We start from the raw sequence: 18,265 nt of genomic DNA on the forward strand, positions 1-18,265 counted from the left end.
GGTCACTGCAAGGGCGTGGACGATCCATTGAGGATCAATTTTCTGAGAAAGAGCAGAGAAATCAGGGTGTTTGTGAGCCTTGCCAACCATAGGGACGGAAATGAGTGAGTCAACATGAGCGAAGTATGAGCAAGATTCGCACCATGAAAAATGCCGTTCACTTGCTTAAGTGAACGGCATTACCGCGTTGCGGGGCTTTGTCGCGTAGCGTTCAGGCCGGGGCGTAGAGGCTTTCTATCATTGCGCGGCAGCGTTCGGCAATGACTTTGCGGCGCAGCTTCAGCGTGGGCGCCAGTTCGCCGGCGTCAACGCACCAGGGCTTGTCGATCAGGGTGAATTTCTTGATGTGTTCCCAGTTGCCGAAGTAGCGGTTGAAGCGCTTGATCTCGCGGTCTATCAACTCGACGATCTTGGGGTGGCAGCTCATCTCGCTGTCGGTGGTGTAGGCGACGCCGTGCTCGGCGCACCATTCCTTCAGTTTCTCGAAGAGCGGGACAATCAGCGCCGCCGCGTATTTCTGACCGTCGCCCACCACCATGATCTGGTCGATAAAGGCGGATTCCTTCAGCTTGTTCTCCAGCGCTTGCGGCGCTATGTATTTGCCGTTGCTGGTCTTGAACATTTCTTTTTTGCGGTCGGTGATGCGCAGGTAGCCATGTTCCAGCACGCCGATGTCGCCGGTGTGCAGCCAGCCGTTGTTCAGCGCTTCGGCGGTGAGTTTGGGCTCCTTGTAATAGCCGAGCATGACATTGTCGCCGCGCACCAGGATTTCGCCGTCGTCGGCCAGGCGCACTTCCACGCCGGGCAGGGGCAGGCCCACGCTGCCGATCCGGGTGTCCCGGGCGTTGAACGGGTTGGCGGAGATCACCGGCGCGGATTCGGTCATGCCGTAACCTTCCGCTACAGAAACGCCGCAGGCCCAGAACAGGCGCGCCAGCCGCGGTTGCAGCGCGGCGGAGCCGACATTGATCCATTTGAGCTCTCCGCCCATGGCCGTCCGCCATTTGCGGTAAACCAGCTTGTCGGCCAGCGCGTGTTTGGCGGCTTCCAGCGGCGAGCGCCGCGCATTGGGGTCGAAGCGTTCGGCGTGCTCCACCGCCCATAGATAAAGACGACGTTTGAGGCCGCTGAATTCGCGCGCCTTGCCCACCAGCTTGTCGTGCACTTTCTCCAACACGCGCGGCACCGCGCTGAAGGTATGCGGACGGATGTCGGCGAGGGCGGAGGATAGACATTCCACGCTGGAGAAATAGACCCCGGCACTGCTGTACATATAGTAGAACACTCCGGCGCGCTCGAAGATGTGCGACAGCGGCAAAAAGCTCAGCGCGCGGCATTCTCCGTGAGGCAGACGGGTGAACTCCGCGGTGGCGATGACGGTGCTGAGCACGTTGCGGTGAGACAGCATCACGCCTTTGGAGCGTCCCGTGGTGCCGGAGGTATAAATGATGGTGTAGACGTCGTCCGGCTGGATGGCGTCGCGGCGGCGTTCCAGCTCGGCTTGACGCTCCGGTTTGGCCAGCGCCAGGATCTCGGTCCAGGACGGGCAGCTTTCGATCTGGGCCAGGCCGTAGATCGGACAGCTGAATTTGCCCAGCGCCTCATGCAATTTGCGTTGCAACGCGGCATTGCCGACGAAAGCGAGCTTGACCTCGGCATGAGTCAGGATATAGCGTGCATCATCGAGGGTCATGGTGGGATAGAGCGGCACGCTGACGGCGCCGATTTGTTGCAACGCCAGATCGGCGAGCACCCATTCGATGGAGTTATCGGCGGCGATGGCGACTTTGTCGCCGCTGGCGATGCCTAATTCCAACAGACCCAGACTGAAGCGGTTGACGCTGTCCGCAACTTCCTCGGTGGACAGCCTGCGCCATTCCTTGCCGGCCTTGGCGGCGAGGCAGTCGGTGCGCGGGTGGCGTGCGAGTTGGCGGGGCAGGATGTCAAATACGCGTTCTAGCTTCATTCGTACAATTGTTTGAATGCGAAACGCTGCAAAATAGTCCTAAAGCGCGTGGATGTAAAGCCAAAGCTGCTAAAAATTTAGTCAAGATCAAGGGAGTAGCCGCCATTTTTGCAGTGGTTTCCTTGAAGTTTTCGAAAAATGATGAAAGAGTCATGGCCGCGGGGCGCTAGGAGCTTGATTGCGGTCAGTTTGTCGGACAATGTAGGCAAGTAAGTGATTTTTTGAGGAAAAGCCGTGAAATTTGCAACCAGATCCATTCATGCCGGCTATGACAACGCAGATCATGGCAAGGCGGTGATGCCGCCTGTGTATCAGACTTCGGTGTTCGAATACGGGCATGTGGGCGAATCCATGCCCTTTGTTTATGCCCGTACCGGCAATCCCACGCGGGCGGCGCTGGAGGCCTGCCTGGCCAGCCTGGAAAACGCCCGCCACGGCCTGGCCTTCGCCAGCGGCATGGCGGCCATCGACGCGGTGCTGCGCGCTTGTCTGAAGCCGGGCGACGAGGTGATCGCGGTGGCGGATCTGTATGGCGGCGCTTACCGCTTGCTAAGCAAGGTGATGGAGCCGGCTGGCGTCAAGGTCACTTTCGCGGATTTGAGCGATAGCCGGAGCTTGTCGGTGCTGATCAGCGCGTGGACCAAGCTGCTGTGGCTGGAGTCGCCCACCAATCCGTTGTTGGGCATGGTGGACATCGCTGAGTTGTCCAAGATCGCGCACGCCCACGGCTCGCGAGTGGCGGTGGACAGTACTTTCGCCACGCCTTATCTGCAGAACCCGCTTGATTTAGGCGCCGACATCGTTGTGCATTCCGCCACCAAGTACTTGGCCGGTCACTCCGACGTCCTGCTGGGTCTGGCGGCGGTCAACGATGATGCCTTGCATCACGAGATCAAATTCATTCAGAACGCGGCCGGCGCGGTGCCGGGGCCGCAGGATTGCTTCCTGACCCTGCGCGGCATCAAGACCTTGCATCTGCGCATGGATCGCCATTGCGACAACGCGGAGCGGGTGGCGAATTACCTGCAATCGCACCCCAAGGTGGAGCGGGTGTTCTTCCCGGGGCTGCCGGAGCATCCGGGTCATGAGCTGGCCCGTCGGCAGATGCGCCGCTTTGGCGGCATCGTCAGCATCTGGCTGAAGGACGACCGCCGCGAGGCGGCCAGCAGATTGGCGGAGCGGCTGCGCTTGTTCGCGCTGGCCGAATCGCTGGGAGGGGTCGAATCGCTGATCAATCACAGCTATACGATGTCGCACGGCGGCATGCCGCCCGAGCAAAAGGCCCGCTTGGGGATCCGCGAAGGCGGGGTGAGGCTGTCTATAGGCATAGAAGACATCGAGGACATCCTAGCCGATCTGGAGCAGGCTTTGGCGGACTGATTGGAGAGCGCTTCTGAACAGCGCAGTCTTTCAACCGACGCCCGCGCGGGCGTAATCTGAGGATAAATATGGCTTCCGCTTTGTGCCGTCGCTGGCAGTTGCGCACCCCTTTGATTCAGGCGCCGATGGCGGGAGGCGCCACCACCCCGACCTTGGTGGCTTCGGTCAGCCAGGCCGGCGGCCTGGGTTTCCTGGCGGCGGCGTTGCTGCCGCCGGAACACCTGATCGGCGAGGCCGCCGCGGTGCGGCGCCTCACGGACAAGCCTTTCGGCATCAATCTCTTTGTACAGGACGATCCCGTTCCCAGCAGGGAGGCCTTGGAACAGGCGTTGGCATGGCTGGCGCCGCTGCACCGGGAGCTGGGGCTGCCGGCGCCGCAAATTCCAGAGCGCTTTTGCGAGCCGTTCGCACGTCAGTTCGAAGCGCTGTTGGAGGCTAAGCCGGCGGTAGCCAGCTTCACCTTCGGCATCCTCAACCGCAATCAGCTCAAATTGTTGAAGCAGGCCAAGATAGACGTGATCGGCACCGCCACCAATATGGCGGAAGGGTTGGCCTGGGCCGAGCTGGGCGCTGACGCGATCTGCGCCCAGGGCCGGGAAGCGGGCGGCCATCGCGGCACCTTCATCGGCCGGCCGCAGGACAGCCTGCGGCCCACGCTGTCGCTGGTTTATGAACTGGCGCAGAACCAACCGCTGCCGGTGATCGCCGCAGGCGGCATCATGCATGGGCGAGATATCGCCGCCTCGATGCGCCACGGTGCGCAAGCGTGCCAGTTGGGCACCGCGTTCTTGCGTTGTCCGGAGTCCGGCATTTCCGCCTTGTGGAAAAGCGAGCTGGCCAAGGCCGCTCCCGGCGGCACCCGTTTGACCCGAGCGTTTTCCGGGCGCCACGCGCGCGGCCTGAGCAACCGTTATATGGAGTTGATGGCCGACAAGGAAGACCTGGTGCCGGCTTATCCTGTGATGAACGCCTTGACCGGGCCCTTGCGCGCCGCGGCAGCCAAGGCCGGGCTGAGTGATTTTCTGTCCTTGTGGGCCGGGGAAAACGCGGCCGCCGGCCGCGAGCTGCCGGCGGGGCAACTGGTCGCCGCGCTGCATGAGGAATGGTTGGCCGCCTATCGTTGAGCGCCGCGGCGGCGCAGGCTTGAAGGCGTAGCCGATCTGGAGGACAATACTTGAGTGATTTACTTGGGTATTGGCGAGCAATGGATACAGCGATCGAAGAGAAATACACGGTTCAACCCATTTTGTGGTTGCGGCGCTGGGCGGACAATCTGCTCAGCTTCCGCTTGCGGCGTCCGGACGCCTATCGTTTTGAGCCAGGGCAGTTTGCGCGTTTGGGCTTGCCGCTGGGCGATCATGGCGGCCAAGTTTGGCGGGCGTACTCGATGTGTTCGGCGGTGACCGACGAGTATCTGGAGTTCTATTCCATCGTGGTGCCGGAAGGCCAGTTCAGTTCGCGTCTGGCGCAGCTGCAAGTGGGCGCAGAAGTGATGTTGGACAAGAAGGCGATGGGCTTCTTCCTGGCGGACCGGCTGCCGGCGGGCAAGGATCTATGGCTGCTGGCTACCGGTACTGGTTTGGCGCCGTATCTGTCGATTCTGCAGGATCCGGGGCAGTGGCGGCGTTTCGAGCGCATCGTGCTGGCGCACTGCGTGCGACGCGCCGAGGAGCTCAGCTACCAGGATTTCATCGCCGCTTTACGCGAGCATCCACTGTGGGACGAGCACGGCCATAAATTGCAATACCTGCCCATCGTGACGCGCGACGCGCCGGAAGGCGTGTTGGACGAGCGTATACCGGCCTTGCTGGCCAATGGGCGTTTGGAGCGGGCGGCGGGGCTGGCGATGTCGCCGGAAGACTCGCGCTTCATGATCTGCGGCAACCCGGCCATGGTGGAGGACACCCATAGGCAACTGATGAAGATGGGCTACCGGATGAGCCGGCAAAGCGCGCCCGGCCACCTGGTCTTGGAGAACGGCTGGTAGCCGTTACGCTCCAACAGGCCTACAAGGCTTTGCTCATGAACAGGCTGAGCGGATCGGGAACGTAGGCGCCGAATGGAGGACAGGGGCTGAAGCCGGCGCGTTGGTACAGGCCGATGGCCTCTGGCTGCGACACCCCGGTTTCCAGTTTCAGCGTGGATAGGCCGGCGACGCGGGCCTCCTCCTCCAGGCGGGCCAGTAGTGCCTGGGCCACGCCCTTGCCGCGTTGGGACGGAGCCACGAACATGCGTTTGATTTCGCCGCAATCCTCATGTTGCACCAGCGCGGCGCAGCCGACCGCCACGAGCTTCTCGTCGCGGGCAACGATGAAGCGTACCTGAGGTCGCTCCAGCGCCGCTGGGTCCATCAGATGATTGCTTTCTGCCGGATAGAGGGCGGCTTGGTATTCGTCCAGTTGGCGGATTAGCTCCAACACATCGTGTTGCCGCGGTGATTCCAATTGCAGATGCATGGCGTTTTTACTTGTTGGCGTTGGCGAGCAGAGCGCCGAACAGCAGGAAGGTCATGCCACCGGCTTTGTTCACCCATTTACCGCCGCGCTCGCTGGTCAGCCAGCGCCGCGCACGTTGCGCGGTCAGTGCGTACACGGTGTGAATCAGGATGATCAGGCTGCTGAAAGTGCCGACCAGTAATAGGAATTGCGGCGCGTAGGCGCCTTGGATGTCGATGAACTGCGGGAAGATGGATAGAAAGAAGAAGATGGATTTGGGATTGGTCAGCTGTACCGCCATGCCTTCTCCAAAGCGTCGGTCAAAACCGCGCGGCTGGGTTTGAATCTCATCAAAGCGGAAAGCCGGCGCGCGAAGCAATTTGACGCCCAGATAAAACAGATAAGCGGCGCCTATCCATTTCATCACGGTGAAAGCCAGCGCCGAGGCCGCCAGCAACAGGCCGAGGCTGGTGGCCGACACGCTGGCGACGATGAAGGAGCCGCAGGCGGTGCCGAGAATGCCGCCCATTGTGCCGCGTAGGCCGAACCGCAGAGAATTGGTCAGGGTCATCAAAATGCCGGGGCCGGGGCTGAGCACGGTGGCTGCCGCCATCAGTAGATAAAGCGGATAGTGTTGCATAAGGATTGTTCTGGTTGGAGGCAGGTCCTTAGTCTACTCAGGGTTCGCCATCGATGACAATGTTGTTCCGCGCGGCGCAGGGGCCGCGTAGTTTCGGAGAACGAGCTATGACGATACGCGTGGTGCAATTGGGCAGTCCGCGTCACCCGCAGGAGGGCACGCGCATCGGCACGGTGCGGAGGCCGCCGCGCGGTGTGCCCAAGGAGGCATTTGCCAGTGGTGATTGGTACGACGTGTGGTTTCCCAACCTGGCGCCCAGCGCGGAACTGGTGAAGCAGGCGCAGGCGGCGCAGAGCTCCGCCGAATGGCAGGCGTTCGAGCGGGCGTATCGCGCGGAGATGAAGGCGCCGGCGCAAAGCCGCGAGCTGGATTTGCTGGCGGCGCTGTCGCACGGCAGTCACTTTTCCATAGGCTGTTACTGTCAGGACGAGACGCGCTGCCACCGTTCGGTGTTGCGAGCCTTGCTGCGGGAGCGCGACGCGGCGCTGGATTGAGGCTTTGATTCCGTCGGGCCGGCTTGTATCATATCCATCTATATCTATTCGGAATGTCCGTCATGCCTGATTTGTCTACGTTATTGTTGTTCAGCCTCGCCTGCGTCGCGCTCGCGGCGACGCCGGGTCCGGATATGCTGTTGATCGCCAGTCGCAGCGCCAGCCAGGGGTGCAGGGCCGGCTTCGCCACCTTGGCGGGCATCCAGATGGGTACTTACTGCCACGCTCTGGCGGCGGCCTTCGGCTTGGCGCAGCTGTTCGCGCATGCGCCGCTGGCTTACGATGCGGTGCGCATCGCCGGCGCCGCCTATCTGTTCTACCTGGCCTGGACCACACTGCGAAGCGGCAGCGTGTTAAGCGTCCCAGGCGCGGCGGGCGCGCAGGCGATGCCGCGCATCGTGGCCCAAGGTCTGATCACCAACCTGCTTAACCCCAAGATGGCGCTTTTCGTGTTGGCTTTGTTCCCCCAATTCGTGCACCCGTCCGCGGGGCCGGTTTCCCTGCAGATCATGGTGTTGGCGACCTTGCTGAACGCGATTGGCCTGCTGATCAATGGCGCGATCATCTTGGCGGCCAGCCGTTTCGGACGCGCGCTTGGCGACAAATTGGGAAGCAGCCGGCTGCCGCAATGGCTGCTGGCGTCTGTGTTTGGCGGGCTGGCTTTGCGGCTGGCGCTGGCGAGCAAGGACTGAGAACCTGTTTACGATCTGCTACGCGTCGTGGAACGTTACACGGTGAGTACGTCTTCAAAATGCTCATGTACCGTGTGTACACTCCGCTTTTTCAGCCGCAACGCCTTGTCTCGCCCTTGCTGCGAGATCGTAAAGAGGTTCTGAGGCATCACGCGCCGCGCTTGGCCCAGGGCAATATCAGTTGGGCGATGACGCCGCCGTTGGCGGCGTTTTGCACGTGGAGCTTGCCGCCTTGGGCCCGTGCCAAGGTCTCGCAGAGCGGCAAACCCAGGCCCATACCGCGAGAGCGGGTGGTGAAGAAAGGCAGGAAGATCTTGGGCAGGATGGCGTCGGGAATCCCCGGGCCATTGTCCATGACTTTGAAACGATAGTTGTGCCCGTCGCTTTCGCCGCTGATCACGATGCGGCCTCCTTGTTCCTGTAACGCGTCGCAGGCGTTCTGCACCAGATTGTGCAGGATCTGTTCCAGCGCCGTGCGTTCCGCACGCGGCCATTCATCCGGGCTTAAGTTATGCCATTCCAGAGTGATGTTTTGGTTGGCTAGTTCGGCCTGGCGTAGGAACAGTAGGGAGCTCACCAGGGCATCTGGGTCCAGCGGTGTGGTTTCCGTGGCTTTGGGATGAGCTAGCAGGCGGCTGAGCCGACTGATTAAGGCGGCGGCGCGGCGCGCTTGAGCGCCGGTGGCCAGCAGCGTGTCGCGCACGGTTTCGCGCTGAGAGGGCTCGTCCAGCGTCCGCTCCAACTGGCGGGTGTTGGCGATGATGGCGGTTAGCGGCGGGTTCAATTCCTGCGCCAACCCGGCCATCATTTCATTCAGGGTGTTGAGCCTGGCTTGAGCGGCCAGCCGGTCCTGCTGCTGCTGGCGCTGTTGCGAGGCGCGTTGGCGATGTCTGGCGTATAGGGCGACGGCAATGGCCGCGAGCAGCGCGTTCCACAGCAGGATTTCTATCCAGGGCAAGCTGTTCCAACTCAAGGCGGTGCGGCTGGATAGACGGAAGGGTTGGCTGGCGCTGGGCAGTTTGCGATCCAGGCTCAGGTCCCAGTCATTGGCCGGCGCGCCGGCCTTGCGTTGCAGCAATTCGATGCGGTGGCCGCGCAATTGCAGGGAGATGTTTTCCAGCGGTTCGGGCAGTTCGGCTTGGACCAGCATGCGGAGCGGGTCGATCAGCAGCGCCCAGCCTTCGGGGCTTTGCAGCCAGTAGCGCTGTTGCGCGTCGAAGCCGAGGATGGTCTGGCCTTGTTGCTGGGCCTGCCACAACAAGGCCAACGGCGGGCGGAGACCGCCGGGGTCGCCATGCCATTGCTGTTGCCGCCAGTAACCAATGGCGCTGAGCTGGGGCATAGCCGTTTGCAGGCGCTTGAGCATGTCGGCCGGCAAACGGCTTTGCTCCGAGGCGGCCAGGGTGGCCAGCACCGCGTCGTGTTGCGAGGCTTTCTGGCTCAGCAGGCGCAGAGTAATAAAGGATTCCTGGCGGAAGCGCTGCTCCAATTCGCCAAACTGGCGCCAGCCCAGCCATAGGCAGCCGGCCAGGCTGAGTAATAGCCAGGCGGTGAGGGCGTAACGGCGGTCCAATGACATCATGGCGGCGATTATCGCACGCCGCCGCGAGCGCGCCAGCCTGGAGTGTTAAAGATTATTGTGTAGAAATTGTGCGGCGGCACATTGGCCGAGCGCCGCCGCCGTTCCTCATTTCACACAGTCGACGCAGTAGATCTTGCGGCCGTTAAGATCCGTCGCCACCAGCCCATGCACATCCGTCTCGAAACCGGGCAGCTCGCGGTTGAAGTCCTGGGCGAAGCGCAGGTAGTCGACGATGGTCTTGTTGAAACGCTCGCCGGGAATCAGCAAGGGGATGCCCGGCGGATACGGCGTCAGCAGCACCGCGGTGACGCGGCCTTCCAGCTGCTCCACCGGCACGCGTTCGATCTCGCGGTGGGCCATCTTGGCGAAGGCGTCGGCTGGGCGCATGGCCGGCTCCATTTCCGATAGATAGATCTCCGTGGTGATACGCGCCACGTCGTGCTGGCTGTAGAGAAGGTGGACGCGCTGGCACAGATCGCGCAGGCCGACACGCTCGTATTGCGGGTATTTGGCGATGAACTCCGGCATGACCCGCCACATCGGCTGGTTCTTGTCGAAGTCGTCCTTGAACTGCTGCAAGAGGGAGATCAGCGTATTCCAGCGGCCCTTGGTGATGCCGATGGTGAACATGATGAAAAAGCTGTACAAGCCGGTTTTTTCCACCACGACGCCGTGCTCGGTCAGATACTTGGTGACGATGGCGGCGGGAATGCCCATCTCCTCGAAGCTGCCGTCCACATCCAGGCCCGGCGTCAGCACCGTGGCCTTGATCGGGTCTAGCATATTGAAGCCGTCTTCGATGCCGGCGAAGCCGTGCCAGCGTTCATTCGGGCGCAGTTGCCACTCGGCGGGGTCGCAGATGCCGTCGTCTGACAGGTCGTCCGGTCCCCAGACGCTGAACCACCAGTCGCGGCCGTACTCCTCGTCCACCTTGCGCATGGCGCGGCGGAAGTCCAGCGCCTCCACCAGCGATTCTTCCACCAGAGCCTGTCCGCCTGGCTGTTCCATCATCGCCGCTGCCACATCGCAACTGGCGATGATGGAGTATTGCGGGCTGGTGGAAGTGTGCATCAGATAGGCCTCGTTGAACCAGGCGGTGTCCAGCTGTCGTTGCTCCGGATCTTGCACCAGAATCTGCGAGGCCTGGCTGATGCCGGCCAGCAGCTTGTGGGTGGACTGGGTAGAGAAGATCAGGCTGTCTTTGCAGCGCGGCCGGCCTTCGCCGATGGCGTGGAAGTCGCCGTAGAAATCGTGGAAGCTGGCGTGCGGCAGCCAGGCTTCGTCGAAGTGCAGGGTATCGACCTCGCCGTCCAGCAGATGCTTGATTTCCTCGACATTGTAAACAATGCCGTCGTAGGTGGACTGGGTCAGCGTCAGGATGCGCGGCTTGGCCCGCGGGTTCTTGGCCAGCGCTTCGCGGGCGAAGGGATTGGCCTGGATTTTCTTCTTGATGTTGTCGAGCTGAAATTCGGATTTCGGAATCGGGCCGATGATGCCGTAGTGGTTGCGCGTCGGCATCAGGAATACCGGGATGGCGCCGGTCATCATGATGGCGTGCAGATTGGATTTGTGGCAGTTGCGGTCCACCAGCACGATGTCTCCGGCCGCCACGCAGCTGTGCCAGACGATTTTGTTGGAGGTGGAGGTGCCGTTGGTGACGAAGAACAGATGGTCGGCGTTGAAGATGCGCGCGGCGTTGCGTTCGGAGGCGGCGATGGGGCCGGTGTGGTCCAGCAACTGGCCCAATTCGTCCACCGCGTTGCAGACGTCGGCGCGCAGCATATTTTCGCCGAAGAACTGGTGGAACATCTGGCCCACCGGGCTCTTCAGGAAGGCGACGCCGCCGGAGTGGCCGGGGCAGTGCCAGGAGTAAGAGCCGTCGTGGGCGTAATCCACCAGCGCGCGGAAGAACGGCGGCGCCAGGCTATCCAGATAGCTCTTGGCTTCGCGGATGATGTGGCGGGCGACGAACTCCGGCGTGTCCTCGTGCATGTGGATGAAGCCGTGCAACTCGCGCAGGATGTCGTTGGGAATGTGGCGCGCGGTACGGGTTTCGCCGTACAGATAGACAGGGATGTCCGGGTTGCGGCGGCGGATTTCCGCGACGAAGCCGTAGAGCTTGCCCAGCGCTTCCTGCGCCGCGTCTTCGGTGTGGAATTCCTCGTCGTCTATCGACAGGATGAAGCCGGCTGCGCGGCTTTGTTGCTGGGCGAAGGAAGTCAGATCGCCGTAGCTGGTGTAGCCGATCACGCTCATGCCTTCCGCCTCCATGGCGGCGGCGAGTTCGCGGATGCCGGAGCCGCTGGTGTTTTCCGAGCGGAAGTCCTCGTCGATGATTACGATGGGGAAATGAAAACGCATACCTGAGTCCTTGGTTGCTTTAACTCGGACACGCGCGGCGGGCGGGACGCGGGGAGGCCGCCGGTTCGCCCTAGGGCGGGGCCGGAGCCGCGGGCACCTGTAACCCTTTGCGGTGTCACTCGGTGCGCGTTGGGGCGCAGTTCTGTACGCACGGGCAGACCGGGGTCCGCCGCCGCCATGGAGGCTGGCCTTGAGGCGCGAATAAAAACAGGGCGCTTTGCGCCGCGGTCCGTAGTTGGCGCGCATCTCGATTCAGTCTGCGCGCGCTTCACGTCTGCCGGCCTGGAGAACATCCCAAGAAAGCGCGCATTTTAGACCTTTTGCTTGTCATGTTGTTGCGCAGCAAAAACTTTTCCGAGAAAAAAGCGACTGGCGACGGTCAGGCGCGGTGCGGCGGGGTTCTCCTGAAGACGTCGCCATAGGTCAAAGAGTTGTTTTTAATCGCATTTGTCCTGAGGCGCGCCATCTTGAGCGCTTGCCGGCGCGGCCGGCGGCGGCTGTTGTTTTTTGCCACGCCTTGCCCAGTACAAACCCAGGGCCTTGGCGACGATGGCCCCGCCGCTGAGCAGCAGCAGAAAGAGCAAAGGCGCCGCCACCAGCCAGGGGAAGAAAGCGATCAGGCCGGCGAAGATCAGCAGGGCCATGCCTATGGTCAGGAAGGCGGACGCTTCGCTGGCGTCGACACTGCGGGTGCCGCGCACCACCACGCCCAGCGCATCGCCAATCCGGGCTGCTTGTCGCGCGGCGGCGCTGGCGCCGCTGAGGGCGGCGGTATGCGGAGGCAGCAGCAGGCCGTGATAGTCTTTGGGGCGCGGCTTGGTCAAAGTCGGCCGACGGCGTTGCCCGGCCAGAATCACTTCGGTGGCGTGGTCCAGATCCTGCAGGAACCGCTCGGCCAGCTTTTCCGCCAAGGCCTGGTCCTCCACCGCCACGTCCAGTTCGCGGTTGGCCAGCCAACTGGAGAGGTTGAGATTGGTGGAGCCGATGCGCGCCCAGCGTCCGTCCGCCACGGCGGTTTTGGCGTGGATCATCGGGCCGTCCCATTCGAAAACGCGAACGCCGGCTTCCAGCAGAGGGCGGTATTGGGTGCGCGACACGGTGGCGATCCAGCCGATGTCGCTGGAGCGAGGCACCAGCAAGCGGACGTCGACGCCGTCGCGTGCGGCCTGTTTCAGCGCGGTCAGATACATGCTGGTGCCCATGAAGTAGGCGTCGGTCAGCCACAAGGTGCGCCGGGCGAAGCAGGCGATCAGCAAATCCAGCCGCATCATTTGCGCGGTGGCGGGCGTGGTGGCGATCAGGCGCGCCGCCACCGCGCCGCAGTTCTCCGGCGGCGGCGGAGTTATCCATTCCGCGGGCAACGGGCCGCCGCAGCTGGCCCAGCTGTCGGCGAAGGCCGCCAGCGCGTCGGCCGCCAGCGGCCCGCTGAATTTGACGCCGGTATCACGCCAGGGCTCTTGGCCGCGCTCCGGGCGACCTTCCCAACTGGAACTGATGCACAAGCCGGACACGAAGACGGTTCGGCGATCGATCACGATCAGTTTGCGGTGATTGCGGCCCAGCATGCTGAGGCCAGCGGTCAGCGATGGCGGGTTGTAGGCGCGCAGCTCCGCTCCCGCGGCCTGCAAAGGTTTGAAGAAACTACCCAGATGCGTTTTCCAGCTGCCCAGCCAGTCGTAAAGCACGCAGACCTTCATTCCGGCGCGCGCGCGTTCGATCAGTAGATCCCGGATTCGCAGGCCAAACGCGTCGTTGGCGAAGATGTACATTTCTATGAACACCGATTCCCGGCTGTCGGCGATGGCTTGCTCCCAAGCCGGGAAGTTTTCCACGCTGTCGTAGAGTAGTTCCAAGTGATTGCCGCCCACCAGAGGGGCGCCGGCGGAGCGGGAAAACGCCTGCTCGGCTAGGTGTCGGATCAGCTCCTGATTGGCAGGGTGGGGGGACAGAATGGGCATTATTTTTGGCTATTGTTTGACAATATACTTAATTTGATTGAAATGGCCATTTTGGATGTCCTTGACAAGGTGGCTTGACAGTCGTTTTATTGAACGTTCGCGTCACAAAATAACAATTAATCCGTAGCGAAAATACGATTTTTCGACATCGAAAAATCAAAAAAACATCTGTAACATGATGATTTTTATCGTCTAATGCGGTGCACAAAAACCGGTTGCAGGGTCAAGCTCCTTGCCCTTAGAATCGAAACATTCGTTTCACATTATAAGCAGGACAAAGCTATGGACAGACAACGCTGGCTACAGGGCACCCTGTACCATCCGGACTTCGAACAGGACAGCTGCGGTTTCGGCTTGATCGCCCAGCTTGACGATAAACCCAGTCACTGGCTGGTGGATACGGCCATTTCCTCGCTGGCCAAACTGACCCACCGCGGCGCCGTGGCCGCCGACGGCAAGTCCGGCGACGGCTGTGGCCTGCTGTTTCGCAAGCCGGACGGATTTTTGCGCGAAGTCGCCGCTGAGGCCGGCTTGACGCTGAAGCCAGTGTACGCCGCCGGGCTGGTGTTCCACCATCCCGAGCCGGAACAGGGGGAGCGCAGCTTGCGCCGTCTGCGCGAGTTTCTGGAATCCCAAGGCTTGGAGGTGGCGGGTTTCCGACAGGTTCCCACCGACAACAGCGCCTGTGGGGAGGCGGCCTTGGCATCGCTGCCCGCCATGGTCCAGGTCTTTGTTAACTGTCCATTCGGCATGGACGAATTAATGTTCCAGCGCCGTTTGTATATGGGTCGTCGCCAGGCTGAGAAAGCCAATAAGGCAGACGACCCATTTTTTTATCTGCCGACTTTGTCGCCGCACACCCTGTCCTACAAAGGCTTGGTCACACCGGAGAACCTGCCCAAATTTTTCCTGGATTTGAACGACTCCCGTTTCGAGTCCAGCCTGGCCGTGTTCCACCAGCGCTTCTCCACTAATACCTGGCCGCAATGGAAGCTGGCGCAGCCTTTCCGTTTTCTCGCTCACAACGGCGAAATCAACACTGTGCAGGGCAATCGTCATTGGGCGAGAGCGCGCGAGCGCATCATGGCGTCTCCGCATCTGGACATGGACGCGGTGCGTCCCATCGTGCAGACCGACGGCTCCGACTCGATGTCGCTGGACAATATGCTGGAAGGCCTGCTGATGGGCGGCATCCCGCTGTTCCGCGCGCTGCGTCTGCTGGTGCCGCCGGCCTGGCAGAACGTCGACTCCACCGATAAGGACTTGCGCGCCTTCTACGAATTCAACTCCATGCATATGGAGCCCTGGGACGGCCCGGCCGGCATCGTGCTCACCGACGGCCGCTACGCCGCCTGCATGCTGGACCGCAATGGCCTGCGGCCGGCCCGCTGGGTGCTGACCCGGGACAATGTGCTGACCATCGCCTCCGAAGTGGGGGTGTGGGACTACCAGCCTGAAAACGTGGTGCGCAAGGGCCGGGTCAAGCCGGGTCAGCTGTTCGCCGCGGACTTGGCCACCGGCGAGCTCTTGTTGCCGGAGGAAATCGACGCCCAGCTCAAGAGCGCCAAGCCGTATCGGCAATGGATCAAGGACAGTGCCAAATACCTGGAACTATCGATCGAGGACGATGCCGGAGTCGAGCCTTTGTCCAAGGATGAACTGGCGCGTTTGCAAAAGCTTTTCAATATCAGCTTTGAAGAGCGAGACCAAATCCTGCGCGTGCTGGCCGAAGACGGCCAGGAGGCGGTGGGTTCGATGGGGGACGATACGCCGATGGCGGTGTTGAGCCGGAAAGTGCGTTCGCCCTTCGACTATCTGCGCCAGCAATTCGCCCAGGTGACCAACCCGCCTATCGACCCGATCCGCGAAGCGGTGGTGATGTCGCTGAATACGGTGTTTGGGCCGGAACGCAATATGTTCGAAGAGAGCGCCGAGCACGCCAAGCGGCTGGAAGTGCGCTCCCCGGTGCTGTCGCACGAGAAATTCACCCGCGTCACCACGCGGCCGGAGCCTTATCTGAAGGCGACGACCTTCGACCTGTGCTATGACCCCAGCGAAACCGATTTGCGCCAGGCGTTGGAAACGCTGACCCGGCATGTCGTGGACGCGGTCAAGGAGGGTACTGTCATCGTGGTGCTGTCCGACCGCCATGTGACGGCGCAACGCCTGCCCATCCCGGCCTTGTTCGCCACCGGCGCGGTGCATCATGCGCTGATCGACAGCGGCCTGCGTTGCAAGACCAATATCCTGGTGGAAACCGGCACGGTGCGCGACGCGCACCAGATGGCCTGCATCATCGGTTACGGCGCCACCGCGGTCTACCCCTATCTGGCTTATCAAAGCATCATCGAGCTGGTGCAGAGCGGCGAGGTCAAACTCAAGCTCAACGAAGCCTTGCAGCACTATCGTAAGGGCATCAACAAGGGCTTGCTCAAAGTGCTGTCCAAGATGGGCATTTCCACCATCGCCTCCTATCGCGGCGCGCAGCTGTTCGAAGCCGTGGGCATCCACGAAGAGGTGGTGGAGCTATGCCTGAAGGGCACGGTGTCGCGAGTGTCCGGCGCGGGTTTCGCCGGCTTCGAGGACGATCAGCGCAAGCTGGCGCGTTTCGCCTTCAACCCGATGCGGCCGATCTCACACGGCGGCTTGCTCAAGTACGTGCATGGCGAGGAATATCACGCTTACAACCCCGATGTGGTGACCTTGCTGCAAAAGGCGGTGCAGAACGATGACTACCAGATCTATCAGCAATACGCCGAGGCGGTGAACCAGCGCCCGGTGGCGATGCTGCGCGACCTGATGCAGGTGCAGCCGCTGGGCGAGCCCATTTCTATCGACGAAGTGGAGCCGGTGGAAGCCATCCTCAAGCGTTTCGACTCCGCGGGCATGTCGCTGGGCGCTTTGTCGCCGGAAGCGCATGAAGCGCTGGCGATCGCGATGAACCGTCTGGGCGGTCGCTCCAACTCCGGCGAAGGCGGCGAAGACGCCGCGCGCTACGGCACCGAGAAAATGTCCAAGATCAAGCAAGTGGCTTCGGGGCGCTTCGGCGTCACGCCGCATTACCTGGTCAATGCCGAAGTGCTACAGATCAAAGTGGCGCAAGGCGCCAAGCCAGGCGAAGGCGGCCAGTTGCCTGGCGACAAGGTGTCCGGCCTGATTGCGCGGCTGCGCCACGCCAAGGAAGGCATCAGCCTGATCTCACCGCCGCCGCACCATGACATCTACTCTATCGAAGACCTGGCGCAACTGATTTTCGACCTCAAGCAGGTCAATCCGTCCGCGCTGGTGTCGGTCAAACTAGTGGCCGAGCCCGGCGTCGGCACCATCGCCGCCGGCGTGGCCAAGGCCTACGCCGACCTGATCACTATTTCCGGCTACGACGGCGGCACCGGCGCCTCGCCGTTGACCTCGGTCAAATACGCCGGCTCCCCATGGGAGCTGGGCCTGTCCGAGGCGCAACAAGTGCTGCGCGCCAATGGCCTGCGCGGCCGAGTGCGGGTACAGACCGATGGCGGCTTGAAGACCGGTCTGGATGTGATCAAGGCGGCGATGATGGGGGCGGAAAGCTTTGGCTTCGGCACCGGCCCCATGGTGGCGCTGGGCTGCAAATACCTGCGCATCTGCCATCTGAACAACTGCGCCACCGGCGTCGCTACCCAGGAAATCAAGCTGCGCTCCAAGTACTTCACCGGCTTGCCGGAAATGGTGATGAACTATTTCCTGTTCATCGCGCGCGAAACCCGCGAGTGGATGGCCAAGCTGGGCGTGCGCAATATGGAAGAGCTGATCGGTCGGATGGACTTGCTGAGCCTAGCTGCCGGAGACACCGACAAGCAGCAGAAGCTGGACCTGTCGCCGCTGCTGTCGCAAGGCCGGGTGCCGGACAGCGAGCCGCGTTTCTGCGTCAGCGCCAGCAATCCCTCTTTCGACAAGGGCGAATTGGCGGAATCCATTCTGCAGGATGCCTTGTCCGCCATCCACAATAAGCAGATGCTGGAACTGAGCTACCCGATCGAAAACACCCACCGCTCCATCGGCGCGCGCCTGTCCGGCGAGATCGCCCGCGTTCACGGAGCATCTGGCTTGCCGTTCGGCTGCCTCAAGATCAAGTTCAGCGGTAGCGCCGGGCAAAGCTTCGGCGTATGGAACGCGTCCGGTCTGCACCTGGAGCTGGAAGGCGACGCCAACGACTATGTGGGCAAGGGCATGGCCGGCGGCCGGGTGACCATCTATCCGCCCAAGAACGCGGGATACCGGGCGGGCGAGTCCATCATCATCGGTAACACCTGTTTGTACGGCGCCACCGGCGGCCAGTTGTTCGCCGCGGGCGTGGCGGGCGAGCGTTTCGGCGTGCGCAACTCCGGCGCGCTGGCCGTCATCGAAGGCGCCGGCGACCATTGCTGCGAATACATGACCGGCGGTAGCGTCATCGTGCTGGGCGAAACCGGCTACAACTTCGGCGCCGGCATGACCGGCGGCTTTGCCTTCGTCTACGACCCGAATGAGAAATTCGCTTATCGCTATAACAACGAGCTGATCGACATCCACCTGATCAACGGCGAAGCCATGGGCATGTATCGCGCCTATCTATTGGAGAAGATCGCCAAGCACGTTGAATTGACCGGTTCCGAGACGGCCAAAGCGATGCTGGAGAACTTCGACGATTACGTCGATTACTTCTGGCTGGTCAAACCCAAGGCGGCCAAGCTCGACAGCCTGCTCAAGGATTAAGACGCGCAAGGCGGAGCGGCCCTTGC

12 protein-coding genes are annotated in these 18,265 nt (G+C 62.0%); 6 read left to right on the forward strand and 6 right to left on the reverse strand.

Annotated elements, in window-relative coordinates; translation table 11 throughout:
• Nucleotides 1-211: 211 nt before the first annotated feature.
• Nucleotides 212-1,966 (reverse strand): AMP-dependent synthetase/ligase, encoded by a 1,755-nt coding sequence (locus B0T39_RS05495; RefSeq protein ID WP_081545174.1) that lies wholly within the window; start codon nt 1,964-1,966, stop codon nt 212-214.
• Between the two features lie 234 nt (nt 1,967-2,200).
• Here B0T39_RS05495 and B0T39_RS05500 point away from each other — a divergent pair, with 234 nt between their 5' ends.
• The 3 genes from B0T39_RS05500 to B0T39_RS05510 all read left to right on the forward strand — a co-directional run bounded on the left by B0T39_RS05500 (nt 2,201) and on the right by B0T39_RS05510 (nt 5,333).
• On the forward strand, nt 2,201-3,346 hold the full coding sequence (locus tag B0T39_RS05500; RefSeq protein WP_081545175.1) for a trans-sulfuration enzyme family protein: 1,146 nt from the start codon (nt 2,201-2,203) through the stop codon (nt 3,344-3,346).
• A 68-nt stretch (nt 3,347-3,414) separates the two neighbouring features.
• Complete coding sequence (locus B0T39_RS05505) at nt 3,415-4,470, forward strand: NAD(P)H-dependent flavin oxidoreductase (RefSeq protein ID WP_081545176.1); 1,056 nt, start codon at nt 3,415-3,417, stop codon at nt 4,468-4,470.
• Nucleotides 4,471-4,550: 80 nt separating this feature from the next.
• A complete protein-coding gene (locus B0T39_RS05510; protein WP_081545177.1) occupies nt 4,551-5,333 on the forward strand; it encodes a ferredoxin--NADP reductase in 783 nt (260 codons plus the stop codon).
• A gap of 19 nt (nt 5,334-5,352) precedes the next feature.
• On the opposite strand, the gene B0T39_RS05515 is transcribed toward B0T39_RS05510, so the two are convergent.
• Both B0T39_RS05515 and B0T39_RS05520 read right to left on the reverse strand, forming a co-directional pair.
• On the reverse strand, nt 5,353-5,802 hold the full coding sequence (locus B0T39_RS05515; RefSeq protein ID WP_081545178.1) for a GNAT family N-acetyltransferase: 450 nt from the start codon (nt 5,800-5,802) through the stop codon (nt 5,353-5,355).
• A gap of 7 nt (nt 5,803-5,809) precedes the next feature.
• Nucleotides 5,810-6,421, reverse strand: coding sequence for a LysE family translocator (locus B0T39_RS05520; RefSeq protein WP_081545179.1), 612 nt, complete (start codon nt 6,419-6,421; stop codon nt 5,810-5,812).
• A 107-nt stretch (nt 6,422-6,528) separates the two neighbouring features.
• Between B0T39_RS05520 and B0T39_RS05525 the strand changes: the two genes are divergently transcribed.
• Both B0T39_RS05525 and B0T39_RS05530 read left to right on the forward strand, forming a co-directional pair.
• Complete coding sequence (locus B0T39_RS05525) at nt 6,529-6,915, forward strand: DUF488 domain-containing protein (RefSeq protein ID WP_081545180.1); 387 nt, start codon at nt 6,529-6,531, stop codon at nt 6,913-6,915.
• Between the two features lie 62 nt (nt 6,916-6,977).
• Complete coding sequence (locus tag B0T39_RS05530; protein ID WP_081545181.1) at nt 6,978-7,607, forward strand: LysE family translocator; 630 nt, start codon at nt 6,978-6,980, stop codon at nt 7,605-7,607.
• A 148-nt stretch (nt 7,608-7,755) separates the two neighbouring features.
• Here B0T39_RS05530 and B0T39_RS05535 read toward each other — a convergent pair whose 3' ends face one another.
• The 3 genes from B0T39_RS05535 to B0T39_RS05545 form a co-directional block, all read right to left on the reverse strand.
• Nucleotides 7,756-9,189: a sensor histidine kinase gene (locus tag B0T39_RS05535; protein ID WP_081545182.1), complete on the reverse strand. Its 1,434-nt coding sequence runs from the start codon at nt 9,187-9,189 to the stop codon at nt 7,756-7,758.
• Between the two features lie 105 nt (nt 9,190-9,294).
• Nucleotides 9,295-11,550 (reverse strand): arginine/lysine/ornithine decarboxylase, encoded by a 2,256-nt coding sequence (locus B0T39_RS05540; protein ID WP_081545183.1) that lies wholly within the window; start codon nt 11,548-11,550, stop codon nt 9,295-9,297.
• Nucleotides 11,551-11,987: 437 nt separating this feature from the next.
• Nucleotides 11,988-13,508: a phospholipase D-like domain-containing protein gene (locus B0T39_RS05545; RefSeq protein WP_081545184.1), complete on the reverse strand. Its 1,521-nt coding sequence runs from the start codon at nt 13,506-13,508 to the stop codon at nt 11,988-11,990.
• 282 nt (nt 13,509-13,790) lie between these two features.
• On the opposite strand from B0T39_RS05545, the gene gltB reads away from it, so the two are divergent.
• Complete coding sequence (gltB, locus tag B0T39_RS05550) at nt 13,791-18,239, forward strand: glutamate synthase large subunit (RefSeq protein WP_081545185.1); 4,449 nt, start codon at nt 13,791-13,793, stop codon at nt 18,237-18,239.
• The last annotated feature ends 26 nt before the right edge of the window (nt 18,240-18,265 follow it).

The organism is Chromobacterium haemolyticum, assembly GCF_002081825.1.
In the GTDB taxonomy this organism is placed as follows: Bacteria; Pseudomonadota; Gammaproteobacteria; order Burkholderiales; family Chromobacteriaceae; genus Chromobacterium; species Chromobacterium fluminis.